General features: G+C 42.6%; 19 protein-coding genes. 11 read left to right on the top strand and 8 right to left on the bottom strand.

Annotated elements, in window-relative coordinates:
- Positions 1 to 2 precede the first annotated feature (2 nt).
- Positions 3 to 548 carry a GNAT family N-acetyltransferase gene (locus PSU78_RS00095; protein WP_300382488.1) on the bottom strand — a complete coding sequence of 182 codons (546 nt, stop codon included), beginning with the start codon at positions 546 to 548 and terminating at the stop codon, positions 3 to 5.
- Between the two features lie 167 nt (positions 549 to 715).
- Between PSU78_RS00095 and PSU78_RS00090 the strand changes: the two genes are divergently transcribed.
- The 3 genes from PSU78_RS00090 (at position 716) to PSU78_RS00080 (ending at position 3,808) form a co-directional block, all read left to right on the top strand.
- Positions 716 to 2,029 (top strand): YjgN family protein, encoded by a 1,314-nt coding sequence (locus tag PSU78_RS00090; RefSeq protein WP_300382486.1) that lies wholly within the window; start codon positions 716 to 718, stop codon positions 2,027 to 2,029.
- 8 nt (positions 2,030 to 2,037) lie between these two features.
- On the top strand, positions 2,038 to 3,087 hold the full coding sequence (locus PSU78_RS00085) for a M48 family metallopeptidase (RefSeq protein WP_300382484.1): 1,050 nt from the start codon (positions 2,038 to 2,040) through the stop codon (positions 3,085 to 3,087).
- A gap of 184 nt (positions 3,088 to 3,271) precedes the next feature.
- Entirely contained in the window at positions 3,272 to 3,808 is a 537-nt protein-coding gene (locus tag PSU78_RS00080; RefSeq protein WP_300382482.1) for a phosphatase PAP2 family protein, read from the top strand.
- 76 nt (positions 3,809 to 3,884) lie between these two features.
- Here the strand turns inward: PSU78_RS00080 and PSU78_RS00075 are convergent, their stop codons facing one another.
- On the bottom strand, positions 3,885 to 4,745 hold the full coding sequence (locus PSU78_RS00075; protein WP_300382480.1) for a zinc dependent phospholipase C family protein: 861 nt from the start codon (positions 4,743 to 4,745) through the stop codon (positions 3,885 to 3,887).
- Positions 4,746 to 4,926: 181 nt separating this feature from the next.
- Here PSU78_RS00075 and PSU78_RS00070 point away from each other — a divergent pair, with 181 nt between their 5' ends.
- Complete coding sequence (locus PSU78_RS00070; protein ID WP_300382478.1) at positions 4,927 to 6,132, top strand: glycosyltransferase; 1,206 nt, start codon at positions 4,927 to 4,929, stop codon at positions 6,130 to 6,132.
- A 25-nt stretch (positions 6,133 to 6,157) separates the two neighbouring features.
- Here the strand turns inward: PSU78_RS00070 and PSU78_RS00065 are convergent, their stop codons facing one another.
- From PSU78_RS00065 to purM, 5 genes are all read right to left on the bottom strand, one after another.
- Positions 6,158 to 7,399: a dicarboxylate/amino acid:cation symporter gene (locus PSU78_RS00065; protein ID WP_300382476.1), complete on the bottom strand. Its 1,242-nt coding sequence runs from the start codon at positions 7,397 to 7,399 to the stop codon at positions 6,158 to 6,160.
- 5 nt (positions 7,400 to 7,404) lie between these two features.
- Positions 7,405 to 9,018 (bottom strand): RsmB/NOP family class I SAM-dependent RNA methyltransferase, encoded by a 1,614-nt coding sequence (locus PSU78_RS00060; protein WP_300382474.1) that lies wholly within the window; start codon positions 9,016 to 9,018, stop codon positions 7,405 to 7,407.
- Between the two features lie 216 nt (positions 9,019 to 9,234).
- Positions 9,235 to 10,326: a DUF3108 domain-containing protein gene (locus PSU78_RS00055; RefSeq protein WP_300382472.1), complete on the bottom strand. Its 1,092-nt coding sequence runs from the start codon at positions 10,324 to 10,326 to the stop codon at positions 9,235 to 9,237.
- Positions 10,316 to 11,053, bottom strand: coding sequence for a DUF3108 domain-containing protein (locus PSU78_RS00050; RefSeq protein WP_300382470.1), 738 nt, complete (start codon positions 11,051 to 11,053; stop codon positions 10,316 to 10,318). The genes PSU78_RS00055 and PSU78_RS00050 overlap by 11 nt, the downstream gene beginning before the upstream one ends.
- A gap of 87 nt (positions 11,054 to 11,140) precedes the next feature.
- Positions 11,141 to 12,190 carry a phosphoribosylformylglycinamidine cyclo-ligase gene (purM, locus tag PSU78_RS00045; RefSeq protein WP_300382468.1) on the bottom strand — a complete coding sequence of 350 codons (1,050 nt, stop codon included), beginning with the start codon at positions 12,188 to 12,190 and terminating at the stop codon, positions 11,141 to 11,143.
- A 95-nt stretch (positions 12,191 to 12,285) separates the two neighbouring features.
- Between purM and PSU78_RS00040 the strand changes: the two genes are divergently transcribed.
- From PSU78_RS00040 to PSU78_RS00030, 3 genes are read left to right on the top strand one after another with little or no spacing between them, the layout of a single operon-like run.
- Positions 12,286 to 13,380, top strand: a complete 1,095-nt coding sequence (locus PSU78_RS00040) for an AI-2E family transporter (protein WP_300382467.1) — start codon at positions 12,286 to 12,288, stop codon at positions 13,378 to 13,380.
- A gap of 53 nt (positions 13,381 to 13,433) precedes the next feature.
- Complete coding sequence (locus PSU78_RS00035) at positions 13,434 to 14,039, top strand: DnaA/Hda family protein (protein WP_300382560.1); 606 nt, start codon at positions 13,434 to 13,436, stop codon at positions 14,037 to 14,039.
- 7 nt (positions 14,040 to 14,046) lie between these two features.
- On the top strand, positions 14,047 to 15,369 hold the full coding sequence (locus PSU78_RS00030) for a hemolysin family protein (protein WP_300382465.1): 1,323 nt from the start codon (positions 14,047 to 14,049) through the stop codon (positions 15,367 to 15,369).
- A 5-nt stretch (positions 15,370 to 15,374) separates the two neighbouring features.
- Here the strand turns inward: PSU78_RS00030 and nhaA are convergent, their stop codons facing one another.
- Entirely contained in the window at positions 15,375 to 16,562 is a 1,188-nt protein-coding gene (gene nhaA, locus PSU78_RS00025) for a Na+/H+ antiporter NhaA (RefSeq protein WP_300382463.1), read from the bottom strand.
- A 149-nt stretch (positions 16,563 to 16,711) separates the two neighbouring features.
- Between nhaA and PSU78_RS00020 the strand changes: the two genes are divergently transcribed.
- Genes PSU78_RS00020 through PSU78_RS00005 form a run of 4 tightly spaced genes read left to right on the top strand, consistent with a single transcriptional unit; the run spans position 16,712 to position 22,865 of the window.
- The gene (locus PSU78_RS00020; protein ID WP_300382461.1) at positions 16,712 to 18,319 is read left to right on the top strand and encodes an NAD(P)/FAD-dependent oxidoreductase; all 1,608 of its coding nucleotides are present in this window, start codon (positions 16,712 to 16,714) and stop codon (positions 18,317 to 18,319) included.
- Between the two features lie 28 nt (positions 18,320 to 18,347).
- Positions 18,348 to 19,844, top strand: coding sequence for a phosphatidylserine/phosphatidylglycerophosphate/cardiolipin synthase family protein (locus PSU78_RS00015; protein ID WP_300382459.1), 1,497 nt, complete (start codon positions 18,348 to 18,350; stop codon positions 19,842 to 19,844).
- Positions 19,845 to 19,876: 32 nt separating this feature from the next.
- Positions 19,877 to 22,261: a PAS domain S-box protein gene (locus PSU78_RS00010; RefSeq protein WP_300382457.1), complete on the top strand. Its 2,385-nt coding sequence runs from the start codon at positions 19,877 to 19,879 to the stop codon at positions 22,259 to 22,261.
- Positions 22,245 to 22,865: a response regulator gene (locus PSU78_RS00005; protein WP_300382455.1), complete on the top strand. Its 621-nt coding sequence runs from the start codon at positions 22,245 to 22,247 to the stop codon at positions 22,863 to 22,865. Before PSU78_RS00010 ends, PSU78_RS00005 begins: the two co-directional genes overlap by 17 nt.
- The last annotated feature ends 111 nt before the right edge of the window (positions 22,866 to 22,976 follow it).

Here is a 22,976-nt window from a genome sequence, read left to right as displayed (position 1 = left end):
AACTACTGGATCATAAGCACTGATTTTTCTAGTGTTTCCAATTGAAGGTCTGATAGTTTTGGCTGCCAAACGGCAGGGTTGACTGGAAACTCACTCAAAATACCAGTCCTCAAATAGCCCCGCCGTTCATAAAATGCAATTAACTCGTGTCTCAAAGTAATGACATGCATTTGAAATTTATCGGCTGCCCACGTTTCTTGTGCTAGCTTTTCCGCCTCGGCAAGCAAGTTCTTACCTAGCCCCTTTGCCTGCAGAGTTGGCTTCACAACAAACATGCCAATATGCACAATGGCAGGCATTTTTTCTTGCTTTGCCTCTTGTTCAAGGCAGATTGACCCAAGCAACTCACCATCATTTAAGCACAACAAAATAATGCTGTTTTCAGATGCAGTTAGGCGTTTAACTTCATTTACTGAAGTGCGTAAACCATCAAGAATATCTGCTTCAGTGGTCCAACCTGCGCGGCTAGTCTCGCCACGATAAGCCATATTGACTAGTTTCACGATGGCCTCAACATCGGTTAAAACCGCTTTTCTAAAATGTTGCATAGTTCAATTATCTTCTGTCGAAATGATGAAAAAATTAGCCAATTGGTACTATTTTGGCTTGTGTTGGACAAAGCACATACTGATGCTAATATCTCACATCTGCTTGACTGCAGGTATGCTTCAGATATGCCTTACTTGAAAAAAATAAATAATATTAAGGGGAAAATATGTCAGAGAATCAAACACCCGTCGTCTTTACGGGAAAAGCGGGGGAGTATTTTGGTATTTGGATTGTGAATTTACTGCTTTCCATTGTCACTTTAGGTATTTATTCAGCTTGGGCAAAAGTGCGTCGTAAAAAATATTTTTACAACAATACGCTGGTGGATGGCGTTGGTTTTGATTATCACGCGAACCCTATCAACATTCTAAAAGGCCGCATCATCGCCTTTGTTTTATTTGTCATTTACAGCGTGGTTTCTGGTATGAACCCAGCATTTGGCCTTTTGATGGCATTTATATTATTTCTTGCACTACCTTGGATTATTGTTCGTGGCATGATGTTTAACGCCCGTAACTCTAGCTACCGTGGCTTGCGTTTTGATTTTAATGGAACATACGGTCAGGCTATCAAAGTGTTTATCGGCTATACATTGTTAATCATCGTCACATTAGGTTTAGCCATTCCATTTGTAGCACAACGTACCCATAAATTTGTGATAACTGGCCATAAATTTGGAGTGAGCAATTTTAAAATGGAAGCTTTAGTGAGAAGTTTCTACAAGATTTACCTTATTATCTTTCTGATTCCTTTTATCGGCTTGCTCTTAGGCGGTATATTGAAAGGTCAGGAACTAATCAATAATGCCAAAATGAAAGCGAGCCACGTTAGCGTGTACCAAACGCAACAACGCTCTCACGCCGCAAATGATATGGATGTAGGTGGCTTCATTAAGGTAGCTGACGTGACCACGACTGAACCTGCAACAGTTGATCCCGCAATGTCTGAAGAAGATTATCTCAAAAGCTTAACACCTGAAGAGCGTGCCGAGTATAACAAGTTAATTAAAGGCGCTGAGGCGAGTAATCCTGAAATAGGCATGACAACGCCTAAAAAAGATCCACTAGCAGGTGTATTTACTGGCCTAATTGGTAAATGGGGTATTGCAGCAGCAATACTAGCCGGTTTCATTGGCATATTGCTCTATCTAGCAGTCATTTTTTCATTCGCAGCTTATATGAAGTCACGTATTCATAATCTCGTTTTTAACAACACCTCACTTGAGCATATCGGCTTCTTGAGCAACCAACGTATGCGTGATTTAGTCTTACTCTACATCACCAATACCATTGCTTTAGTCTGCACATTGGGTCTTGCAACACCTTGGGTACAAGTGCGCATGGCGAGATACACTGCGAATCATTTAGCACTCACAGGTGAAGCCGATTGGGATAAATTTGTAGGTGAGAAAAAAGATGCATCACGCGCACTAGGTGAAGAAATTGCCGATATGTTCGACGTTGATATTTCATTCGGTTAATCAGTTACGTGCAATTTGCAGCAGAATATTACGATGGCATCAGCCCCCGCGCCAAGCGGGTGCTGGTGGATATTGTAGACGACCACTTTACTTTCACGGTATCGGTCACCAATGCTGATGAAACTATCAGTCATCAGCCAATTAAAGTATTAATTAACGATTGTCACGTACAGGCCAGACTTGGCAGTGGCAAACGACTGATAGATTTACCTGACGATAGCCATTTAGAAACAGACTTTAAAGACTTAGAGCGCTGTTTACCTGCAAAACCAGCAAATAGGTTTTGGCAAGGGGTACATTACGCCGAAACACATAAACTAGTAATTCTTGTTGCCTTTGTTGGCATTGCATTGGCAAGCGCAGTCTTACTTAAATATGGCGTGCCTGTCATTGCTAAATATGCAGCATTAGCAACCCCTGTCAGCATGGAGAAAGACTTAGGTAAACAAACACTAGCTTCGCTAGATAGTGAAAAACTTGGCTATTTTGAAGCCTCAAAAATACCAGTGACAAAACAAAAAGACATCATGGATGCACTCGCGGCCATGTGCGCCAAAGCCAATAATTGCCCTGCCTACCAATTAAATTTCAGAAAAAGCCCTGTCATTGGCGCTAATGCTTTCGCCTTGCCTGGCGGCTATATGGTCATCACGGATGAGTTGATTAACTTAGCTAAAAATAATGATGTGATTGTTGCGGTATTAGCGCATGAATTAGGCCATGTAAGAGGCCGTCATGCCTTACGCCAAACCATGCAAGGCACAGTTTCGGGGTTGATTATCATCGCCATTACAGGCGACGTAAGCAGCGTAGCGTCTGGCTTACCTGCGTTAATGATGAATATGAGTTACTCTCGTGAGCTAGAAACTGAGGCGGACAACTACTCGTTGCAGTCACTCAAAGCAGCATGTATTCCAACCAAATCGTTCGCTACATTGTTATTAAGATTAGAAAAAAGTCATGGCGGTGGTGGCTCAATACCAGAAATGATTTCATCACACCCTGATACCAAAGCGCGGATTGTTCCATTTTTAAAAGACCATAGTCACTGCAACTAAGCTAGAACTACGCTAGTTAACAAACATTAATGTTGTAGTTCAGGGGCTAATCTAAATTTAACCGCAACCTAATTTCCAGTTCACATTCAACAAACTTTCATATTGCATTCATCAATCCTTCACATTTCAATGACATTCTAACCTTCATACTAAAAGGAAAAAATAATAGAAACAGGGGGTTATGATGTCACTCAAGATGCGTTTTTATATCAGTCGTATGCACCAACTCGATAGTTTTCTATGTATTGCGGTCAACCACACTAGCCAATACAGGTTGATACGTGATTTTTTTAGAATAGCCAGCAGACTAGGCGATGGCATATTCTGGTACGCCTTAATGGTCGGCATTTTGATATTGCATGGCGCTGAAGGTTTAACGCCAGTGATACATATGACATTGGCAGGCTTAAGCGGCACATTACTCTACAAATGGTTAAAAGGTAAAACCTTAAGACCTCGTCCATACGAAGTGCATCAGGACATTTGGCTGACTGGCACGCCGCTTGATAAATTCAGCTTTCCATCAGGTCATACTTTGCACGCAGTTGTGTTTAGCTTAGTGGCAATTGGCTACTACCCACAAATCGCCATCATTGTTGTGCCGTTTGCAGTGCTGGTGGGCTTATCCCGCGTAGTATTAGGTTTGCATTACCCTAGCGACGTGATTGCTGGCGCAGTGATTGGTGCGACGATTGCTAGATTGTCATTTTTGCTAGTTTAGTCGTCTGCTAGTCTAGCCATTTAATGGACTAGCCATTTGATACTTAGGTGACGCACTACTCTAGTAAGCTAGTATTTTAGTGAAAAGCATCTTCCACCAAAGTCTTTTGATAATATTGAATCGGTGTTGAGTGCACAATATACAAGTGCTTTAAACATTGCTCACGCCAAACATCTAGCTGATCCACACTAAGATTTTTCAGTTCGGGCTCTAGTAATGGATTCTTGCCATTGAGCACCTCACCAATATCCGCCACAGCCACTTGCGTTTTAGCCACATAGTAAACAAAGTGCTTAAACACACGCTTATCAACCACTTGAACAGCTTTATAAATCAGCGTTGGCAATTTGACTGCGCGTAACACACCATCCCAGAATGCCAGACGTTTTAAAGCCTTAGTGGTGACATCTACAGGACACTCAAATTGAATAGAAATAAATGCAGCAATCACGGCTTGGTGTCTACTTAGTAGCTGTGTTACTGATGTATCTAACAATGGCGCCAAATGACCATCCATCGCCCATTCAGAAGCAATGTGCGTGAATACCTCATTTTTATGCCACATCGCCTCATGCGCTGGAACAAAATGATTATGTGCGATCACATCAATATATAAGTGGCTGATATAGCCAATGGCAATCGCCGTTTCTTCTTCTGTACGCGCGGATTGCATCAGTTGATGCCCATTCTCCCAAAGATGAGTCTTGCGATAGTGTGGACTCACAATCGCCAAATCAGGCAAGCAAGCGCCAGCCATCACAAGCTCAGGAAAGTTTCTAATTGCGCGTTGTAAGCGTGGGTCTAACAATGGCATTGCCCAAAGAAGTGACTGCGCAAAATAGAGATGCGTCACCAGCCCCCAAGCATTCGCATCCACTGAATATAGGCAACATGGCAGCCACCAACAATAATATTGAATGAATTTTGGTATTCGCATAGCGTGTAATTTGCCATGCGCTGATTAAGAATTAGTGACAGTTATATGACTATTTAGTGAAAATTCCAAAGATTTAGTAAGACGTTAAAATAAATTCATTAAATCGTCATATTGACTCGCTATCGTTCAGTTTAGCAACGGGCTAACTAACCACTTGATTTAATTGAATGAACTCTAAACTATGAAAATATTATTTATCTCAGATGTCTATTTTCCAAGGATTAATGGCGTATCCACTTCTATAAGAACATTTGTTTTGCAAATGCAGAACTTAGGTCATGAAGTACATTTAATCGCACCAGATTATGATGTGGCCACAGAAGATGAAGCTTGGATTAAGCGTATTCCAGCACGTAGCATCTATTTTGACCCAGAAGATAAACTCATGAAATACGGCGAGGCACTACAATTACTGCCAGAGCTAGAAAAAGAAAAGTATGACATTATCCACGTGCATACACCCTTTGTGGCGCATTACTTAGGGCTTAAGCTTGCAGCTCAACTGAATATTCCATGTATCGAAACTTACCACACCTTCTTTGAAGATTATTTGCATCACTACTTACCGTGGATGCCGAAATCCATTGCACGTGGTATTGCCAGAATGATTTCCAAACGCCAATGTAATGCAGTAGATGCAATTGTCGCGCCATCAAACCCCATGTTAGATGTATTACGTAAATATGGCGTTAACGTGCTATCTGAAGTAATTCCAACAGGTTTACAGGAGAGTAGTTTTACCGATGCAGATGGCCAAGCTTTTCGATTGAAATATGGTATTGCTATCGATAGACCTATGTTGTTGTATGTTGGCCGTGTTGCATTTGAAAAAAATATCGATTTCTTATTAGAGATGACTAAACTACTCATAGAGAAACGACCCGATGTTTTATTGGTAGTCACTGGTGAAGGCCCAGCCGAGGCGAGTTTACATAAACTTGCCAAAACATTAGGCATAGAAAAAAACGTTCAATTTATCGGTTATTTAGACCGCAACAAAGAACTTAACGCTTGCTATGAATCCGCAGATATTTTTGTGTTCGCTTCTAAAAGTGAAACTCAAGGCTTGGTGCTACTAGAAGCCATGGCGCAAGCCACGCCAGTAGTCGCGATTGCTGAACTTGGTACAGCTTCTATTTTAATTGAAGGAAAAGGCGCGTTGATTGCGCCAGATGACACCGCTAAATTTGCAGATAGAGTAGACCAGTTACTGCTTAACCCAGAGCATCGATTTGAACTAGGTAAACGTGCGAAAAGCTATGCATTAGATAAATGGACCGCAACATTGCAAGCGCAACGAATGATTAAATTCTATGAGGAAATTATTCTTAGTCCATCAACACGTCAATCTTATGCAAAGACGCACCCTGACCCTATAAAAAGCTAATGGCGAGATAAGTAAAATTATCTACTTAAGTTGACTTTTGCATCACTAATTTCTGCACAACCAAGCTACCAACCATGTCGCCCTCTACGTTCACAGCGGTGCGCAAGGTATCAAGCAGCCTATCAACAGGCAGCAGAATAGCAATAGCTTCGGCAGGCAAGCCTACTGACTGCAGCACCATCACCATAGTCACCATGCCCGCACTAGGGATGCCTGGTGCGCCCATGGCGGCTATCATTGCGGTAAATAATACAATGAGTTGCTGTGCTAGGCTTAGCTCTATGCCAACCAAATTAGCAATGAATATTGCAGCTGCAGCTTCGTACAATGCCGTGCCATCCATATTGATGGTAGCCCCTAGTGGTATCACAAAGCCTGCAATTTCAGGCTTAACGTGCAAGTGTTGAGTGACGCATCGCAAGGTGACTGGCAGCGTGGCTGAACTTGAGCTGGTAGCAAATGCGGTAATGAGAGACTCACGTGCGCCGCGCCAAAACCATATAGGCGATCTGCCTGTAAATAAATACAAAATCAACGGCAATAAAATGACGCCGTGGACTAACAGTGATCCAACAATTACGGCTACAAACTTAGCTAATGTACTCAGCATTGCTGCGTCTTGTACGGCAATTAACTTAACCAAAAGCGCCATAATACCCAGTGGCGCTAATCGCATCACCCAACTCACAATGTGCATAGTCACATCTAAGCCTTCTTGCAATAGGAGAAGTATGTTTTTGAAACGCTCGCCGCCCATCACTAAGGTAATGCCTAAAATCAGTGCGAATGTGACCACCGCCAGCACATTCCCTTGTGACAGAGCTGTAAAAGGATTGAGAAACAAGCCATGAAGAAATCGGGCAAAAAATTCTGGCAAAGGTAATTGCTTAGCTTCAAAATTTTGCATGGCATCTTGAAACATTGCCAAATGTAAGCCTGCCCCTGGCTTAAAGTAATTACTCGCGACGAGCGCAAGAGTAATCGCGATGACCATACTACTGATAAAAAATAGTAAAGTAGTCACCCAAACATGGTGCATTTGCTGATGTTGCCGCAAATTAGCAATACCTACGCTAATCGAGCAAAACACCAGAGGAATCAAAATCATTTTGAGCAAGTCAATAAACAGCGTGCCGACTAGCCCTGAGGCATAAAGGCCTGTCTGAACTATGTGATTATTAGTACCCAGCGAATGAAAATACAAACCAAGCCCAACGCCAAACAATGCACCTAATAATATTTGGACGTTAAGGCTAGGGAGCTTCATGATGCTTACTCTTTAACAGCTTTAGGCTTAACAACTTTTTCTTTAACAACCTTCTCTTTCACAGTTTTTGCTTTGATTAAGCTCTCTTTTACAGCCTTTACCTTAACTACTTTTGGTTTAGCTACTTTTTCTTTAATCTCGACTTCATTTACTACTGCTTCTTTAGCATCAGCCTCCTCAACTGCAATCTTCTCAACCGCAGCCTCTTTCTTGGCTTTCGGTTTAGCGACCGCTTTAGGTTTTGCTGCTGCCTTTTTTGCTTTTGGCTCTGTCGCAGCGAATTCTGGCACAGTTTCCTCTGCAGCAACTACAGGTGCTGCTACTTTCGCGGGCTTACTTGTGCCATCGGTTTTTTCAAACACGGCAGCAAAAAAGCCATCGGTATTATGTAAATGCGGCAGTAATTTTAAATAGTCGCCAGTATCTAAATTAATTTGTTGTTGCCTTAAAATTTCAGCGGCGTTGAGTAATTTAAAATCTGGATGTGCTGCCAAAAAGTTTTCTGCGATTTGCTCATTCTCATCACGCAACAAACTGCATGTTGAGTAAATCAAGCGGCCACCTGCTTTAGTCAGCTTAGATGCTCGCGCTAAAATGTTCCCTTGCTTCACTGTCAGCTCAGCCAAGTCTTGCGGCGTTTGACGCCATTTAAGATCTGGGTTGCGGCGCAAAGTACCTAATCCAGTGCATGGTGCATCAACCAGTACACGATCAAACTTACCATTCAAGCGCTTAAGTTTAGGGTCGGTTTCACCGCTAATACTTTGCGCATTGAGATTACTCAAGCCTGAGCGTTTTAGTCGTTGACCTAAGCTGTGTAAACGCTTTTCTGAAATATCAAAGGCATACAAACGACCAGTGTTGCGCATTAAAGCCCCCATGGCTAAAGTTTTACCGCCTGCACCTGCGCAAAAGTCTGCCACCATCATGCCTCGTTTAGGTGCGACTAAATGCGCTAAAATTTGGCTACCTTCATCTTGCACTTCAATTTGGCCTTCAGTAAACAATACATGGCGGCTAATATTCAACCGTAATGGCATACGCAAACCAATCGGCGAATAAGGTGTTTTAGTCACATTACTTTCACCCGAAGTATTTTCCGCAATAAATTTCGCCATAACCTCATCACGTGTACCTTTAATAGTGTTCACACGTAAATCTAGGGTAGCAGCATCATGCATACTACGGGCAATAGTGAGCGCTTCCTTTTCACCATACTGTGCAACTAGCTTCTCCCACAACCAATCACGCACATCGGCTTGAACAGCCAGCGGTAAATTCTCAGTGGATTTGGCTTTAATGGTATGCGCCCACTCGATTTGCTGCTCAGTCAGCATCGATTCAATTTTCTGTATGCTCATCCCTTGTATGCGCAGCATCCAAGCGAGCACCAATTTACGCGCATCATCAGGATCATTGTCATCATTAGCAGTCACCGCGCTTAAAAAACGTAAGCGACGCAAAACGCCATAGACACTTTCCGCTACAAAAGCACGCTCTTTGGTACCGAGGTCACGATTATTGCGAAAGAATTCGCTTAGCTTAGCATCAGCAGGGCTGTTGAATTCAAGCAAGTTAGATAACATTACAGCGGCTTGCCGTATTAGGTTGGGTGTCATTTGGTTCTCTTTAATATATATGCTGGCTATGAATTAAGCCATAAATCTTAACCCGAATGTTTCATAAACTCGCGTGATTGTCGCGCAGGATCTTGTTTTGTAGGGGAATTTTGTGAAAGAGTGGCGTAGTTATTCATACGCCCGACTGAACAAAATTTTCATACGGAACAAAAGACTAGCGAGAATATGCGTTAGTTTATGAAACATTCGGGTTAATTACGGTAACGGCAAAGGCTCTAGTCTGGCATCCAAACTAGTAATCACTAGCTCGTACATTTTACCCTCACCGTTAGTTTCACGTATTTTAACAGGTACATGCTGATAATTTAAGGCTAACCACAATTCTGTTTTCTTTTCGCCTTCTGACGCCATTCTAGAGATATGAACAGTTTGAATATCGCCAAGTTTAGTCGTAAGCGTTTCTTCACCTTCAAAAGTGTAATCGTACACACCAAGCTTTTTTCCGTTTGTAATATTCAGCTGCATATTTTGCAAAGGTGGCATAAACATAAACTGATACATAAAGCTCAATAAATCTTGTGTGCCATCTTGTAAATCAAAGGTTTGATCACCTTTTTGGCTATGCAAAGTGAGCTTTTTGGATCTCCAATTAAAATCTGCACTAAAAGTTTTATCTTTTTTATTACCAAACTGATATAAATAATGTGATGGTTGCAAACCAAACTCATCAAAATAACCCTCACTCGTTTGCAACAAGTCTGGTATGACTAGAGAAATCAATCCGTTAGCTTGTATCAAGCTTTTAATTTGATACTGCTCTCCATTTGGCATGCGCTGATAAATCACTTTAGCCCTTCCAGCTACGGATCTATTCGCCACATCCTCTTTATCTGTATATACATCAAATTCGGATCCAATATATTGATAGGGCTTAGGTTTAGCGATTAAATCTGTTTCTTCTACTTGATTTTCAACAACTGGTTGCACAACTTCAGTTTGCTCTATTGGTGTTGGTTCTGCTGACGTCGGTGGCTGCAAATCAGGTGGGGCTAGTGGTTCAACTGGCTTATCTTCTTTTGGCTCTATAGGCTTAATAAGCTCTGCTACTTTCGCAGCAGGCTTTTTTACTACAGGTGGAGTTAGCACGGGGCTAGGCAAAACTTTTGGCAATACTAACCGAACGTCAATCAAATTGTGCCGCTCATTTAAGTTTGGCAGATTAAAGCTGAACTTACCGATTAAAAATAGATGCAGCAAGAACGAAAAACCCAATGCCAGCGCTAGCTTTCTATAGCTAACATCTTGGCATAATGACTTTAATTGAATCCAGTAAGACCTAATCCACATGTAACTCAGTAAGTGTTTGTTCTAGTTTTGCACCATCAGAATCTACCATTAAAAAGCGTACCAATATGAAACTTTGCTCAGCTGCTAACCAAAGCTCTTTGGTTTCTGATTGGCTTTTATCTAAATCGGCAGGTACTAAATGCACCGTTTTATATTGGCTGCCAGCGACGTTTAGCTGCTCAAGTTCTGGTTTAACTTTATATTGATACTGATTGAGTTTTTTACCTGTAGTCAGCGTCACCGTAATATCATTTTTAAAAGGTCTAGGTAAAAACATAAATTGATAGGCAAAACTTGTTAAGTCTTGAGTGCCAGCAGCAAGCGGGACGGCTTGAGGCTCTCCTTTGCCTTGCATGCGCAAGGTGTTAGTCGCCCAGTCAAAATCTGCAAACAAAGCCTTATTCGGGTTGCTGCCCTGATGTAACTCAAAGTGAGTTGGGACCAAACCTTTACGTGTCACTTTACCTGCGCTAGTCAACTTTCGTAGACCTAGCAAGGCGTATATTCCTATGCCTTTAGTCGTACTTTCTACTTTATAAGTATTACCTGTCACCACATACTGCTCGCGGACGTTAGCGAAAGGTGTACCGTCTTTGGTCACCACATAGTTGGCTTGAATACGTTTAGGCAAGTTCACCTGCTGTGCGGCAAAAGCAGACGAAGTGGTGAAAACAAACACTAGGCTTAATACGCTAACAGCTCTAAAAACTCTAATTTGACTCAGCACGAAAACTCCTCAATATGACTTTGCAAAAAAGTCTCACCAGCACTTAACGCATCAAGTTAGCTTTTAGATACAGGTCGCTAAAAATATTTAGACTACTACTGTTGGCGCCTCGCCTGCTTGTTGCGCGCGGATATGACCAATCTCAAATACAGTTTCACCTGCATCTTGCAATAATTTTTGCGCTGCCGCAGCCTGTTCTTTAGCCACAATCACTGCCATACCAATGCCACAATTGAATGTTTTATACATTTCCAAATCTGCCACATTGCCTTGCGCTTGCAGCCATGTGAATAATGGTGGCATCGTCCAGCTACCCTTTTTAATCTCAGCGGTTAAACCTGTAGGCAATACACGTGGAATATTTTCAGTAATGCCGCCACCAGTGATGTGCGCCATGCCTTTAACTGGCATTGCTGCGATTAAAGCTAACAATGGTTTCACGTAGATGCGCGTTGGTGCCATGACGACATCTTTGAATTTTCTACCATGAAAATCTGATTCAAAATCGATGCCTGATTTATCAATCAATTTACGAATCAATGAGTAGCCATTTGAATGCGCGCCGCTTGAAGCCAAACCTAAAACCACATCACCCGCAGCAATCGTAGTGCCGTTGATAATACTTTCTTTATCCACACAACCTACTGCAAAACCTGCTAAATCGTATTCGCCAGCTGGGTACATACCTGGCATTTCAGCTGTTTCGCCACCTACTAAAGCACAGCCAGATTGCTCACAACCTTCGGCAATACCTTTAATTACTTGCGCCGCGGTTCCTACTTCTAACTTACCGCATGCAAAATAGTCCAAGAAAAACAGTGGTTCAGCACCTTGCACGAGAATATCATTCACGCTCATAGCAACCAAATCAATACCCACTGTATCGTGCTTATTGAGCTCAAATGCTAGTTTAAGTTTAGTACCCACGCCATCTGTCCCTGAAACCAGCACAGGATTTTTAAACTTCTTCGGCATTTCGAACAATGATCCAAAGCCACCAATGCCAGCCAATACTTCTGGGCGCATAGTGCGCTTCGCAAATGGCTTAATTTGCTCAACCAGCGCGTCGCCAGCTTCCATATCCACGCCCGCGTCGCGGTAGCTAATTGATGGTGTGTTTGAAGAATTAGTGGTCAAAACGGCTCTCGCTTAGTAATAATATTTAATTAAAATAAAGGTTTTTGAATGCTTTTAAGTGAGTATTCAATATATTAAGTATAATTTTAACCTATATGACGACTGAACCCAAAAAAACAGCAGCAAAAAATCTATTTATCGATAATCTTTGGCTAATTATTGCTGCGATTCTTCTATTTATTATTTATTTACTACTGCCTGTACTCTCACCATTCTTAATTGCTGCAATATTGGCTTACATTTGCGACCCGCTAGTCGATAGGCTGTGTCTACTCGGCATCGGTAAATTTAAGATTGGTCGCACACTTGCTACGGCAATAGTCATGGCGGGCATTTTTGGCGTGATTACTTTATTACTGCTTATTCTAATACCACTATTGCAACAAGAGTCTCTGTTAATTGCAGAGCGCTTACCAGGCACTATTAACCATATCCGCACCAACGTTGAGCCATGGTTGCAAAACAAATTTGGTATTAGTTTTGCAATTGATAGCACACAGATTCAAAGCATTATCAGCAAAAATTGGAAAACTGCAGGGGGCCTCCTTGGTGATGTATTAATGATGGCTGGCAATAATGGCATGGCGCTGGTCGGTATTATTGCGAATATATTACTTTTACCAGTGGTGCTATTTTATTTACTACGTGATTGGGATGTTTTTGTTGCGCGCATAGGTCAGCTGATTCCACGTCAATGGCATGATAAAACCGTCACCGTCGCCACTGAGATTGATCAAGTAATAGCAGAGTTCTTACGCGGACAACTCTCAGTCATGCTCGCCATGAGCGCTTTCTATGCGATAGGTTTATGGTTTGCCGGCTTAGACATGGCTTTGCCGATTGGCCTAGTGGCTGGCCTATTAGGCTTTGTGCCTTATTTAGGATTTGCCCTAGGCGTTGTGTTAGCGCTAGTGGTTGCAGCACTGCAATTCACCAGTTTTGGTCAATTGGTTCCCGTGTTCATTGTATTTGGCCTAGGTCAGCTGCTAGAAAGCATGGTGTTGACGCCGACATTAGTGGGTGACCGTATTGGGCTACACCCTGTGGTTGTCATTTTCGCCTTGCTCGCTGGCGGCCAATTATTTGGCTTTACTGGCATATTGCTGGCTTTACCAGTGAGCGCAGCAATCGCCGTTGGTCTGCGTCACAGCAAAGATAATTATCTGCACAGTGACACCTATCTTAATTAACCGCTCTCAAATAACGACAGCCTAAGTCCACCATCGCGACCAATATTGTGCAAATGAAACAATTGCTACTCGACATCAAGCCTGCGGCGCCGGCCACGCTCCTTAATTTTATGGCTGGGCGTAATGACGAAGCACTAGCCAGCTTAAATGCGGTCGCTACCAATACTGCGCAGTCAACATTTATCTACTTATGGGGTGAAGCTGGAAGTGGCAAAAGCCATTTACTATCGGCCTGTGAGTCTATAGGTATGCGCGTAGTCGACAACGTGCACTTGCTGAATAATGAAGCGCAAATTGACTTATTCAACACTTATAATCAACTTAAAGAAAGTGGCGGAACGCTTATTACCTCTGGTTTACATGCGCCAACGCAAATGGGGCTTAGGGACGACTTAGCTACCCGCTTGGCTTGGGGCTTGGTTTATCAACTACACCCACTTAACGATGCGGAAAAAGCATTGGCGCTACAAAATCATGCGGCGGAACGTGGTATCCGCTTGCCTACTGAAGTGGTGGATTACTGCTTACGTTACCTCAGACGCGATTTATCGACATTAATGGCCACTTTAGACGCCTTGGATGAGTGGTCACTTACCACTAAAAAGCCCGTGACGGTTCCGATGTTACGACAATTGCTACAACTGAATTTAGAAGTCTAAGACATACATGAGCGCACATTTTTTATTAATTTTTATCGCATTTCTATTAGTATTACTGAATGGTTTTTTTGTAGCTGCAGAATTTAGCTTAGTTAAACTTCGCAGTACGCGCGTGCGCACAATTGCAAAAACCTTGGGCTGGCGTGGCAGGATGTTGGCCAAAGTTCATGCCAATCTAGACACCTATTTATCGGCCTGTCAGCTAGGTATCACATTATCTTCACTCGGGCTAGGCTGGATAGGTGAACCTGCTTTTGCAGCACTCATCGAACCTTTACTTGCGCATGTTGGCGTTTCTAGTCAAAAGCTAATTCACAGCATTGCCTTCATCTTTGCTTTTTTTACCATTTCATATTTGCACATTGTGCTTGGCGAACTGGCGCCAAAATCATTGGCGATTAGAATGTCTGAAAGAGTCGGCATTTGGACAGCGCCTGCGTTATATGCCTTTTATTGGCTGATGTTTCCACTTATTTGGCTACTCAACCAAAGCTCAAATATTGTGATTAGCACACTAAAATTAAAAACTAAAGCAGGTCACGATTCACATTACTCTTCAGAAGAGTTGAAATTAATTTTGCGTAGCTCACGTGCCAGTGATGAATTTAGCGATGATGAGTGGAAAGTGCTTGCGCAAGCGATCGACTTTAGAGAGTTAGAAGTATCCGATTTAATGCATCCATTTAGCGACGCAGTAGCGCTTTTTGAAGAAGATTCGTTTGACGCAAATATGGATCGCATCTTACAACATCGTTATAGCCGTTATCCATTGGTCAATGGCGATGGCATCGTGACTGGCATTATCCACATTAAGGACATTTTTGTCGCTTTACGTAAAGATGCTGACTTTACCGAGATTAAAAGCCTCGCACGGCCCATTGAACAAGTGCCGCCAAGCACGCATGCCATGACATTATTCAGAAAACTGCAAAAAGGTGCACCACATTTCACGGTGGTCGGCTATGAAGATGCAGCGCCAATTGGCTATATCACCTTAGATAACTTATTGTCCGCATTAGTTGGAGATATTCGTGATGAATTCAGGCAATCACAAAGTGAATGGGCTAAATTAGACGATGGCTCGCTGCTAGGCAAAGGCTCTTTGCCGCTTAATACCTTAGAGCGCACTTTGGGCATTGATATTGAATCAGAAGATGCAGATACCATCGCAGGACTTGTGCTTTGGGCACTTGGGGACATTCCTAAAGAAGGTCAGCGTGTAGCGTTCACGGCTTTTGATGTCGTAGTGAAAAAAATGATTGGACCTCGTATTTTATTGGTTAGAGTTTATCCAAAAAATCAGATACACGAGCAACCTGCTCATCACTAAAACACTTAATCGCTAACAGCAGCGGTTTTCGTCAATAATTTAAACCAAATAAAACCTAGCAAACCAGCTGACAGTGAAGCTAATAAAATCGCCATCTTAGCTGCATTGATGGTTTCAACACTCGCAGGAAAAGCAAGGTTGGTGATAAAAATTGACATGGTAAATCCTATGCCACCGAGTATGCCTGCCCCAATTATATGCAGCCATTTTAAGTCGCTTGGCAAGCGACAAATACCTGCCATAACCGCTAAGAAGCAAAATAAACCCACCCCTAATGGCTTACCAACTATCAAGCCCAGCCCGATGCCTAGGCTATTCGTACTCATCAATTCGTTCATCCAACCTGCTTCTATGGTAATACCAGTGTTTGCCAAAGCAAATATCGGCAAAATAATAAACGCCACTGGCTTGTGTAAAAAATGCTCTAGCTTGTGCGAAGGTGATTGTTGATCGTCATCTTTCACAGAAAATGGAATGGCGAAGGCCAGCATAATGCCAGCCACTGTGGCATGTATGCCTGATTTAAGCATCAAGAACCACATCACAATGCCGCCAATCATGTAAGGCAGTAAAGACATCACTCGAAAACGTCGATTGAGCAAAATTAACACGGCCCAAACCAATAAAGCCGCCAACAAGTAATTAAGAGAAAATTGAGCCGTATAGAAAATCGCGATAAGTACGATTGCGCCTAAATCGTCTATCACGGCAAAAGCCACAACAAATACTTTTAACGAGGCTGGAATTCGGCTTCCTAAAAGCGCTAACACGCCTAGCGCAAACGCAATATCCGTTGCCATAGGAATGCCAATGCCGTTTTGTGTCGGGCTTGCTTGGTTAAGTGAATAGTGAATGAGCGCTGGGGCTAGCATGCCGCCCACCGCAGCGAAAATTGGCAGTAATGCATTTTTGAAATTAGATAACTCGCCGACATAAATCTCGCGCTCTAGCTCTAAACCAATCAGCAGAAAGAATATCGTCATCAAGCCATCGTTAATCCAATGTTCTAGACTTAAACCTGCCACATGGACTTGCCAAAGACCTAAATACGCGTGCCCAATGGCTGAGTTAGCGAGCAGAATTGAAACCAGCGTAAAGACTATCAGCAAAATGCCACTGGATTTTTCTGAATCGAAAAACCGATTGAAGGTGTTTGACAGTTTAATTGGCAGTGTGATTGAGGCTTTATTCATCAGGCACTCTTTAAAATTTTAATGTTTGGAAGCAATCTTTTATAACATCAGTTATCATTCGACAACTAGTCTATTACACATATTTCTATTCAGATATTTAAAGTTATTAGCACTATCTAAACATACCAATCAGGTCAAATCAAATAAACATGCTTAGAATCACTGAAATCAAATTACCGCTTGACCATCAACCCAGCGAAATCAACGCCGCCATTGTTAAAAAACTGGCGATTAATAAGGCTGATTTAATCGAATATACCATCTTCAAACGTGGTATAGATGCACGCAAAGCCAATGCGATTTTATTAGTCTATTCGCTTGATGTCACGGTGAACGGCGAGGCTAAAGTGTTAGCCAAGTTAGGTAAAGACCCTCACGTAAAACTTGCACCAGATACTTCTTATCAATTTGTCGCACAAGCACCTGGAACACTGACAGAAAGACCTGTGATTGTTGGCCTAGGCCCTGCTGGCCTTTTTGCAGCGCTCATCTTGGCACAATCTGGCTTTAAACCTATCGTGCTAGAACGCGGCAAAGCCGTGCGCGAACGCACCAAAGATACGTGGGATTTATGGCGTAAGTCTAAGCTTAATCCAGAGTCTAACGTGCAGTTCGGCGAAGGCGGCGCGGGGACTTTCTCTGATGGTAAGTTATATAGTCAGATTAAAGACCCAAATCATTATGGTCGCAAAGTGTTACATGAATTCGTTAAAGCAGGTGCGCCAGAAGAAATTTTATACGTCAGCCATCCGCACATTGGTACGTTCCGATTAGTCGGCATGGTAGAAGATATGCGAAATAATATAATCGCCCTCGGCGGTGAAATACGCTTTCAAAGCAAGGTCGAAGATATTGAAATTTCAGACAACCAAGTGCAAGCGGTGGTGCTGGCTAGCGGTGAGCGCATTGCTACAAACCATCTGATTCTAGCAGTTGGTCACAGCGCGCGTGACACTTTTGAAATGATACATAAACGCGGTATTTATATTGAAGCTAAGCCTTTTTCTATCGGCTTTCGCATCGAGCATCCGCAATCGCTCATTGATGCGGCACGTCATGGCCCAAACGCCCAGCACCCAATTTTAGGTGCCGCAGATTACAAATTAGTACACCACGCAAGTAACGGTCGCAGTGTTTATAGCTTCTGTATGTGCCCAGGCGGCACCGTAGTAGCTGCCGCGTCTGAAGAGGGGCGCGTGGTCACCAACGGCATGAGCCAATATTCACGCAACGAGCGCAATGCCAATGCGGGTATCGTAGTGGGCATTACACCAGAAGTCGATTATCCAGGTCATCCACTCGCGGGTATGGAGTTACAACGTAAATGGGAAAGCCAAGCTTATTTATTGGGCGGAAGTAGCTACCAAGCGCCAGGACAATTAGTCGGTGACTTTTTAGCCAATCAACCCTCAACTCAATTTGGTGAAGTCACGCCTTCATACACACCTGGCGTGCATCTGACAAACTTAGAGACCGTTTTACCTGAATACGTGATTACGGCAATTCGTGAAGCAATACCGCAATTTGCCAAACAAATTAAAGGCTTCGATATGGCAGATGCCATACTGACAGGTGTTGAAACACGCACCTCATCGCCGATTCGTATTAAACGCAACGACGACAATATGCAAAGCATCAATACTAAAGGCTTATACCCTACAGGCGAAGGCGCTGGTTATGCTGGCGGCATTCTCTCCGCTGGTGTTGATGGCATTAAAGCGGCTGAAGCTGTGGCTCTAAGCATGGCAGGTCGTTAAGTCTTAGAAATAAAATAAGGAGCATCAATTGACTCACTTTAAGTTAGCGCTAAAAACACTAGCGGTTTCGTTTATTTGCTTTGCGCAAATCGCTATCGCTTCACCTGAGCTGACTTATATTGACAATCAAATTACCTTACACCCCAATCTAAGCGGCATCTATGTGCTTGATAAAGGTGAAGATGCGCTACTCGCCCGCGCTTGGCTGGCTGATCACGCAGAGAAAACCATTGAAGTGCAATACTTCATCTGGAGTACCGATAACATTGGCATATTAGCCTCAGAAGCGCTACTTCGCGCGGCTGATAGAGGTGTGAAAGTACGCGTGATTGTGGATGATTTATTAATAGATGCGCCTGATAAATCTTTACTGGCACTTGCTAAACATCCAAACGTTGAAATCCACATTTACAACCCACAACACTCAGTAGGCACGCCTTTTTACAAACGTTTGATGAATATCGCCGTCAATTTTCGCGGGGTTAATCAGCGTATGCACGATAAAACCTTTATCGTCGATGGCAAGCTTGCCATTACGGGCGGTCGCAATATGGCGGCTGAATATTTTGACTATAACCAAAAATATAACTTTCGTGACCGCGATGCTTTATTACTTGGCGATGTGGCAAAAGATATGCAAGCCAGCTTCGAAAAGTTTTGGCATAGCCCACTTAGCGCGCCTGTTGAAGATTTGTATGATGGCTTAGGACTCATGCAGAAGCACGTCACCGTAAAAGATGATGAAATTCAAAAAATCTACAGCGACCTTCACGATTACGCTAACTCAGCTGAAAACTTCACCCCCGAAAATCACAAGGCAATTACTGAGATGCCCAAAGCTTTTGCTCAGCTTGCCGAGAAAATCATTTGGACACCCATTGAGTTTATTAGCGATACACCAGGTAAAAACAATTACAAATACATCATGGGCGGCGGTGGCGTTACCACACAAAAATTAGCGCAGTTAGTTGAAAACGCGCAAACGCAAATCGTGATTCAATCGCCTTATCTAGTCATGTCTAGCCAAGCGAAAAAACTGTTTAAAGACGCGCTTAAACGTGGTGTTAAAGTCCGTATCAATACCAACTCAATGGCTTCTACAGACAATTTAGAAGCCTTTAGCGGTTACAGAAATCAACGCGATCAACTCATCAAAATGGGTATTGAAGTATATGAATATAAACCTGACCCACAAGTTAAACAAAAACTGGTGCAACGTGTTTTACCTAAAGATGCCAAGCCGCCTGTATTCGCGATTCACGCCAAAACGATGGTGGTTGACGCTAAAACAGTCTTTATTGGCACCTTTAATTTTGACCCGCGCTCACAAAATCTAAACACCGAGGTTGGTGTGATTGTGCACAATGAAACCTTAGCCCAAAGTGTGCAAAGCGCTATTGAAACCGACATGCAGCCAGAAAACAGCTGGAGCGCCACTACTGACAATCCCGACCAATTTGCGACAGGGGCCAAACGCAGAAAAGTGATGGCTTTGCAATTAACGCCGATTAAACCTTTGCTTTAATACGACTTAAATCCCCATTTGAATTGCTTATTGTGAAAACACCTACAGCTCCTGAATATGAGACTCAAGGGCTAGCCCCACTCAATCTCGTTAAAATTGTAGATACGCTCCCACAAGAAATATTTGATGACTTAACGAAACTGGCGTCACAGATATGCGGCACGCCCATAGCAGTGATGACACTCATCGATGAAAACCGCCAATGTTTAAAAAGTCATGTTGGGCTAAAAGTATTTGACGCAGACCTCAATAAATTATTTTGTAATGATGCCTTTTTGACTAAAGCGTTATTTGAAGTCACAAATGCACAAGAAGATGAGCGCTTTAAACTTCACCCATTAGTGATTGCTAACCCAAATATTCGTTTCTATGCTGGCGCTCCACTCATCACACATCATGGGTTTTGTCTAGGTATGCTATGTGTTATAGATTCGAAACCACGCCATTTAAGTCCCAATCAGCGAGAATCTTTGCAAATGCTCGGAAGGCAAGCAGTCTCTCAAATTGAATTTCAATTGCAATCATCGGCGTTGAAAAACCTAAATCAAGCGCTGTCAAAGAAAGCTTTGTTTTATGATGCTTTAATTCAAAGTGCAGATGAATCCATCATTTCTACCAATGTTGATGGGCTTATTACCAGCTTTAGCTTGGGTGCTGAAAAAATGCTTGGATATAAAGCAGAGGCGTTAATCGGTAGGGAGACCCCATTAATATGGCATGACACTCACGAGATGGAAATGCGCGCCGCCGAGTTCAGCAACACTTTAGGCGTTAATATTAAACTTGGCTTTGAAGTTTTTGTAATCAACGCTAAAAATGGTCAGTCCAATGCACATGAATGGACGCTCATTAGTAAAGATGGAAGACGCATTCCAACCAGCCTTACAGTAACTGCCATCTATGATAATAATGAAACATTGGTTGGTTATTTAGGAATTGCACGTGACATCACTGCGAGTAAGCAACTTGAGTTGTCGCTCGCTAAGACAGCAGACATCTTGCAACGCACTAATGAAATGGCAAATATTGGTGGCTGGGAGTTAAATCTTCAGACCATGCAGGCCGAATGGACGAGTGAGGTTTTCCGAATTCATGAAATAGAACCCTCGAATCTTCCTGAGCTAGAAAAATTGATAGATTTTTATTCCCCAGAGGCAAGACCAACCATGATTTCGGCCATTGAAAAATGTGCAACTTATGGCACTCCATGGGATTTAGAATTGCCTTTTACAACAGCAAAAGGTAGAAAAATCTGGGTTCGCACCCAAGGCTGTGCTGTGATTGAAAACGGAGAGGCCGTTAGATTAGTAGGTGCATTTCAGGAAATCACAGCAATAAAACAAAATCAGATAGACCGTGATTTACTCAATCATGAAATTAGTAAAGCAAACGATTTACTCACGCATATCACCAACGCAATGCCCGCTTTGGTGGCCTATTGGCATGCTGATTTAAGTTGCAAGTTTGCTAACAAGGCCTATATTGAGTGGTTTGGCAAGGATCCAAAAGAGATTATTGGTACTCACGTTCGTGATTTACTAGGCGAACAATTATTTACGCTGAATGAGCCCTATATCCGCGGAGCTATCGCAGGTGAAAAGCAAGCTTTCGAACGCACTTTAACCAAGGCTAATGGAGCTGGCAGTTACACTTTAACCAGTTACATTCCAGATATTAATATTAATGGTGAAGTGGATGGTTTTTATGTCACCGTGGTTGATATTACTGAGCTCAAATTACAAGAGCAAAAGCGACTAGCTGATGAAATAGCCCAAAGAGAGTTGTTGGTAAGCGAAGTTCACCATCGCATTAAAAACAACTTGCAAGGCGTTGCTGGGCTGTTAAGAGTTTCTACAATTGATTATCCTGAGTTGAGTGGTTTGATCGACGAGGTCGTTAGCCAAGTCAATACCATTTCAATCATCCATGGTTTACAAGGCAGGGCTTCAGTTTCTACAGTGCGACTTTGTGAATTGGTGGCGGAAATTGCAGCAAGCAATAAATCTCTCTATAGAACACCAATTCTGATCGATATTCCCAAGTTTTGGAAACCTTGCCGCATTGCTGAGTCTGAGGCGGTACCGACGGCATTGGTGTTAAATGAATTGATTTCAAATGCAATTAAATATGGTGACCCCACTATAGGTGTTAACATCTCATTGAGTTTAGAACCAATCACTAGTAGCGTGCTGATAACAATTTCTAATAATGGGCAATTGCCTGCGGATTTCAATGCTTTAAGCTTTGCTGTGATAGGAAAAGGTTTGCAACTAGTCGCTTCACTACTCCCCAAAAAGGGAGCATTATTGGTTTGGGAGCAGTGTGGTGAGCTTGTTTGTGTGAAATTTAAATTGGAATCACCTATTGTCGTCTTAGAAAATGAGGAATTAGAGAATTATGATGTCTTTAAAATCTGATAGTCTTTATCACACGCGTACGATATTGCTAGTAGATGATGATCGGTTGGTACTTTCTACCTTGTCTAGCGGGCTTACGCGAGCAGGTTACCAAGTGGTTGCCGTTGAATCTGTTGATGAAGCGGAAACTTGGCTGGATGAAAATGAACGACCAGACATGGTCATTTTAGATGTGAGAATGCCAAATCGAAATGGGCTAGAGTTAACCAAGCGCCTAGCGGAGTTAAATCAAATACCGTTCATGTTGTTAACGGCCTACAGTGAGCAGGAAATAATTGCGCAAGCTTCTGCTGCGGATGCTGTGGGTTATCTTGTTAAGCCTGTCGATATTTCTCAATTGATACCTGCCGTTGAAACTGCAATTTCAAGTGCCAATAATATTCAGTCATTACGCAACGCGCAGCAGCAATTACAAACCGCATTAGATGCTGACCGTGCAGTCAGTGTGGCTGTGGGCATTGTGATGGATCAGCACAATATGAACCATGATGATGCTTTAGCGCTGTTACGAAATACCTCGCGCAGCAAACACCTTAAATTAATTGATGTTGCATCTAGTGTTGTAAATGCGCGTGAAACTTTAAATCTTAGAAGTGGCATATAAAAGCACTTCATCTTCACCTCTTCAAATATTTCATTCACATTACACTTGTATTTAATTAAGGGGCTGTCCTAGATAACTAGCCCATATGTTTCTTAACCCATTGTTTTATTT

Source organism: Methylotenera sp., assembly GCF_029945705.1.
In the GTDB taxonomy this organism is placed as follows: domain Bacteria; phylum Pseudomonadota; class Gammaproteobacteria; order Burkholderiales; family Methylophilaceae; genus Methylotenera.
Note: the sequence above shows the minus strand (reverse complement) of the source record. Positions and strands in the feature narration are given on the sequence as shown.

Coding starts and splice junctions, on each gene's coding strand:
- PSU78_RS00095 (WP_300382488.1), bottom strand. CDS start 548: ATGCAACATTTTAGAAAAGCGGTTTTAACCGATGTTGAGGCCATCGTG.
- PSU78_RS00090 (WP_300382486.1), top strand. CDS start 716: ATGTCAGAGAATCAAACACCCGTCGTCTTTACGGGAAAAGCGGGGGAG.
- PSU78_RS00080 (WP_300382482.1), top strand. CDS start 3,272: ATGTCACTCAAGATGCGTTTTTATATCAGTCGTATGCACCAACTCGAT.
- PSU78_RS00075 (WP_300382480.1), bottom strand. CDS start 4,745: ATGCGAATACCAAAATTCATTCAATATTATTGTTGGTGGCTGCCATGT.
- PSU78_RS00070 (WP_300382478.1), top strand. CDS start 4,927: ATGAAAATATTATTTATCTCAGATGTCTATTTTCCAAGGATTAATGGC.
- PSU78_RS00065 (WP_300382476.1), bottom strand. CDS start 7,399: ATGAAGCTCCCTAGCCTTAACGTCCAAATATTATTAGGTGCATTGTTT.
- PSU78_RS00060 (WP_300382474.1), bottom strand. CDS start 9,018: ATGACACCCAACCTAATACGGCAAGCCGCTGTAATGTTATCTAACTTG.
- PSU78_RS00055 (WP_300382472.1), bottom strand. CDS start 10,326: ATGTGGATTAGGTCTTACTGGATTCAATTAAAGTCATTATGCCAAGAT.
- PSU78_RS00040 (WP_300382467.1), top strand. CDS start 12,286: ATGACGACTGAACCCAAAAAAACAGCAGCAAAAAATCTATTTATCGAT.
- PSU78_RS00035 (WP_300382560.1), top strand. CDS start 13,434: ATGAAACAATTGCTACTCGACATCAAGCCTGCGGCGCCGGCCACGCTC.
- PSU78_RS00030 (WP_300382465.1), top strand. CDS start 14,047: ATGAGCGCACATTTTTTATTAATTTTTATCGCATTTCTATTAGTATTA.
- nhaA (WP_300382463.1), bottom strand. CDS start 16,562: ATGAATAAAGCCTCAATCACACTGCCAATTAAACTGTCAAACACCTTC.
- PSU78_RS00020 (WP_300382461.1), top strand. CDS start 16,712: ATGCTTAGAATCACTGAAATCAAATTACCGCTTGACCATCAACCCAGC.
- PSU78_RS00005 (WP_300382455.1), top strand. CDS start 22,245: ATGTCTTTAAAATCTGATAGTCTTTATCACACGCGTACGATATTGCTA.